This is a genomic window from Stenotrophomonas sp. S49 (assembly GCF_016624905.1).
Classification (GTDB): Bacteria; Pseudomonadota; Gammaproteobacteria; order Xanthomonadales; family Xanthomonadaceae; genus Stenotrophomonas.
This window is the reverse complement of the sequence record NZ_JACVUD010000155.1, coordinates 1-4,565: the sequence shown is the minus strand read 5'-3', so window position 1 is coordinate 4,565 and position 4,565 is coordinate 1. Positions and strand designations below refer to the sequence as shown.

General features: G+C 69.6%; 2 protein-coding genes and 1 pseudogene. All 3 read left to right on the top strand.

The window, feature by feature from the left end; all coding sequences use genetic code 11:
- Positions 1-319: 319 nt before the first annotated feature.
- A pseudogene (locus IAE58_RS19665) lies at positions 320-1,420 on the top strand (HlyD family secretion protein); the annotation flags it as partial.
- Positions 1,417-2,973, top strand: coding sequence for a DHA2 family efflux MFS transporter permease subunit (locus IAE58_RS19660; protein ID WP_108761661.1), 1,557 nt, complete (start codon positions 1,417-1,419; stop codon positions 2,971-2,973). The pseudogene IAE58_RS19665 and the gene IAE58_RS19660, both read left to right, overlap by 4 nt.
- A complete protein-coding gene (locus IAE58_RS19655) occupies positions 2,973-4,514 on the top strand; it encodes an efflux transporter outer membrane subunit (protein WP_199933950.1) in 1,542 nt (513 codons plus the stop codon). The genes IAE58_RS19660 and IAE58_RS19655 overlap by 1 nt, the downstream gene beginning before the upstream one ends.
- Positions 4,515-4,565: the final 51 nt, after the last annotated feature.

Here is a 4,565-nt window from a genome sequence, read left to right as displayed (position 1 = left end):
CATGGGCCCGAGGCATGCCTCGGGCGGGTTGGGCAGGACGCCCAACCCCGGACTTGCCGTGTGCGCAGGACAGCGCACGCGAGCAAGGCGCCTACGAGCCCCATGGATGGGTTCACCGCGTGTCCTGGCCAAGCCCCCGGCTTTGGCCCCTGCCACACAGGAAACCCACACCGGCAAGCGACAAACGCTTTCACCTCACCTCCGCACTCCTTCCCCTACCGTCCCGTATGGCACTGACCACCGCCACGACGAGACGATGACCGACCAGCCCCAGCGCGACGACGCTCCCACCGACCCGCCCCCCTCGGCCAGCGAGGACAAACCCTCGCCCCTGAAGAATCCCAAGGTCCGCTGGACCCTGGCGATCATCGGCATCGTGGTCGCCATCGCACTGGTCATCTGGCTGGTCTACCACCTGCGCGTAGGCCGCTACCTGCAGGACACCAACAACGCCTACCTGCAGGCCGACGCCGTCGCCGTCGCCCCGCGCATCAACGGCTACGTCACCGACGTCCTGGTGCAGGACAACCAATGGGTGAAGGCCGGGCAACCGCTGCTGCGCATCGACCCGCGCACCTACCGCGCCACCCTGGACCAGGCCGAAGCGGTGATCGCCGTGCGCCAGGCCGATATCGCCGCCGCCACCGCCGGCGTGCAGGGCCAGCAGTCCAGCCTGCTGCAGGCGCGCACGCAACTGGTGGCCGCCAGCGCCTCGCTGCGCTTCGCCCGCGCCGAACTGGCCCGCTTCACACCGCTGGCCGCCAGCGGTGCCGATACCCATGAACACGTGGAAAGCCTGCGCCACGACCTGGAACGCGCACAGGCGCAGCACGATGCAGCCAAGGCGCAGATTGCCGGCGCGCAGAGTCAGATCGAAGCCAGCCAGGCCCAGCGCGAACAGGCCGAAGCCGCGCTGAAGCAGGCCCAGGCCGACGCCGCCCAAGCCCGCGTGGCCTTCGAAGACACCGAACTGCGCGCGCGCATCGACGGCCGCGTTGGCAACAAGACCGTGCAGGTGGGCCAGTTCGTGGCCGCCGGTACCCGCACCATGACCGTGGTGCCGGTGGCCGCGCTGTACCTCAGCGCCAACTTCAAGGAAACCCAGGTGGGCCTGATGCGTGCCGGGCAACCGGCCGAGATCAAGGTCGATGCGCTGCCGGGCACCACCCTGAAGGGCACGGTGGAAAGCATTTCGCCAGGCACCGGTTCGCAGTTCGCGCTGCTGCCGCCGCAGAACGCCACGGGCAACTTCACCAAGGTCGTGCAGCGCGTGCCGGTGCGCATCCGCGTGGATGCCGGTGCCGAAGCACGCAAGGTGCTGGTGCCGGGCATGTCGGTGGAGGTGACCGTGGACACCCGCAGCGCGAAGGACGATGCCGAGCGCAGCCGCGACGAAGCCGAGGCTCGCGGCGCGCGATGAACGCTGCAACTGCACCCGCCGCACCCGCTGCGGAAGGCAAGGCCGATGCCGCAGCGTGGCTGGCCGTGGCCGCCGGCACCATCGGCTCGTTCATGGCCACGCTGGATATCTCCATCGTCAATGCCGCACTGCCCACCATCCAGGGCGAGGTCGGCGCCAGTGGCACCGAAGGCACCTGGATCTCCACCGCCTTCCTGGTCTCGGAAATCGTGATGATTCCGCTGACCGGCTGGTTCGTGCGCACGCTCGGTCTGCGCACCTTCCTGTTGATCTGCGCCACGCTGTTCACCGCGTTTTCGGTGATGTGCGGCCTGGCCGATTCGCTGCCGATGATGATTGCCGGACGCGTAGGGCAGGGCTTCGCCGGTGGCGCACTGATTCCCACCGCGCTGACCATCGTCGGCACCCGCCTGCCGCCGAAGCAGCAGCCGCTGGGCACTGCCCTGTTCGGCATGACCGTCATCCTCGGCCCGGTGATCGGCCCGCTGCTGGGCGGCTGGCTGACCGAGAACGTCAGCTGGCACTACGCGTTCTTCATCAACGTGCCGATCTGTGCCGGACTGGTCGCGCTGCTGCTGCTCGGCCTGCCGCACGAGAAATCGGACTGGGGCGGCCTGCTGCGCGCCGACTGGCTGGGTATCCTGGGCATGACTGCCGGCCTGTCCGCGCTGACCGTGGTGCTGGAAGATGGCCAGCGCGAGCGCTGGTTCGAATCCACCCTGATCGTGGTGCTCAGCATCGTCTCGCTGCTCGGCTTTGCCCTGCTGGCGGTCTCGCAGTTCACCAGCAAGACGCCGGTCATCCGCCTCAACATTTTGTTCCAGCGCAGCTTCGGCGCCGTGTTCGTGATGGTGATGGCGGTCGGCATGATCCTGTTCGGGGTGATGTACATGATCCCGCAGTTCCTGGCGATCATCGCCGGCTACAACACCGAACAGGCCGGCTACGTGCTGCTGCTGGCCGGCCTGCCGACCATCCTGCTGATGCCGTTGATGCCGAAGATGCTGGAAACGGTGGATGTGCGCATCATGGTGTTCGGCGGCATGCTGTGCTTTGCAGCGGCCTGTTTCGTCAACCTGGGCCTGAGCCCGGACAGCATCGGCCCGCACTTCGTGGTCGGACAGCTGCTGCAGGGCTGCGGGCTGGCGCTGGCGATGATGGCGCTGAACCAGGCCGCCATCACTTCGGTGCCGCGCGAATACACCAGCGATGCCTCGGGCCTGTTCAATGCCGCGCGCAACCTCGGCGGCTCGATCGGCCTGGCGATCATTTCCACCTTCCAGGAGCGCCGTACCACCCTGCACGTGGATGCCATCGGCAGCAGCGTCACCGCCAATTCCACCGTGGCCCAGGATGCGCTGCACGCCTACGGCCAGCAGCTGGGCGATGCCGGCCAGGCCGTGGCCGTACTGGCGCAGACCGTGCAGATGCAGGCGATGGTGATGGCCTACAACGATCTGTTCTGGATCTTCGGCCTGATCGTGGTGCTCACCTTTCCACTGGTGTTCCTGCTCAAACCCCTGCCCAAGGGCGTTCCCCTGGCCATGCACTGATGACTTCGACTTCCTTGCCCGTTCCTTTCCGCCTGCGACACCTGTGCCCGGCCCTGCTGCCGCTGCTGCTGGCCGGCTGCATGCTGGGGCCCGACTACGTGAAGCCCGAGCTGGCCGGTGCTGCCACCGCGCAGGCACAGCTGCACCGCGCGCCACAGGCGGGGGTGCAGCCGGCCACGCCGCCCAGCCAATGGTGGCGTGCGTTGCATGATCCGCTGCTGGACCAGCTGGTGGACGAGGCGCTGCGCAACAGCCCCGACCTGCGTGCCGCGCAGGCCAAGCTGCTGGCCTCGCGCGCGCTGCAGCGCCAGCGCCGTGCCGAACAGCTGCCATCGGTCGGCGCCGCCGCCGGCTACGCCAACATCAAGACGCCGGATTCGCTGGAAAACAGCGTGCGCGGGCTGGGCGAGAACATCGCCGGCGTGGCCGAAGCCAACGGCCGCCCACAGGAAGCCGCGCAGCTGCGCCAGCAGTTTGCCGATCTCGATCTGGACACCGAACTGTACGTGGCCGGCTTCGATGCCAGCTGGGAACTGGACCTGTTCGGGCGCCGCCGCCGTGCGGCCGAGCAGGCCGCCGCCGAGGCCGAGGCCAATGCCGCCGCGCTGGCCGACGCGCAGGTGCAGCTGGCCGCCGAGCTGGCCCAGGTCTACCTGGGCTTCCGCAGCAGCCGCGAACGCATCGCCTTGGCCGAAGACAACCTGCGTGCGGCCGCGGACAGCCTGCAGCTGACTCGGCAACGCCGCCAGCGCGGCGCCGATTCGGACCTGCAGGTCGAGCGCGCGCAGGCACAGCTGCAACAGCAGCAGGCCGGGCTGCCGCCGCTGCGCGCCCAGGCCGATGAAGCACGCGATGTACTGGCGCTGATGGTGGGGCGCGAGCCCGGCGCGCTGGACGTACGTCTGGCCGTCGACCAGCCGCTGCCGCGACTGCCCGCCAGCGTGCCGGTGGATGACGCGGGGGCGCTGATCCAGCGCCGGCCCGACGTGCGCAAGGCCGAGCGCGAGCTGGCCGCCTCGTCCGCGCAGATCGGCCAGGCCCTGTCCGCCTACTTCCCGCAGGTGACCCTGTTGGGCACCATCGGTGCCGGCGCGACCTCGGCATCGGACTTGGGGCGGGATTCGGCGGCTACGATCGTCGCCCCGTTCCTGCGCTGGTCGCTGTTCGATTTCGGGGTGAACAAGGCTCGGGTGGCGCAGGCCCGCGCCGGCAACCAGGCGCGCCTGGCGGCCTACGAAAGCAGCGTGCTGGCGGCCCTGCAGGACGCCAACACCGTGCTGGCCCGTTTCGGCGCGGCACGCGAGCAGCTGCAGGCCAGCGAACGGGCGCAGGCCTCGGCCGAGCGCTCGCTGGCCCTGATGACCCAGCGGCGCCAGGCCGGGGCGACCTCGCAGATCGACCTGCTGGACGTGCAGCGCCAGCGCCTGCAGGCCCAGGACGGCGCCGCGCAGGCGCGCCTGCAGCTGCTGGTGCGCTACGTGGCGCTGCAGAAGAGCCTGGGTCTGGGCTGGCAGGAAGCGCCGCCGGTGGCCGCGCGTTGACCCCGTCCGCCGGGCAGGGCCCGGCGCTACCAGAACGATGCCACCCGGAAC

Coding starts and splice junctions, on each gene's coding strand:
- IAE58_RS19660 (WP_108761661.1), top strand. CDS start 1,417: ATGAACGCTGCAACTGCACCCGCCGCACCCGCTGCGGAAGGCAAGGCC.
- IAE58_RS19655 (WP_199933950.1), top strand. CDS start 2,973: ATGACTTCGACTTCCTTGCCCGTTCCTTTCCGCCTGCGACACCTGTGC.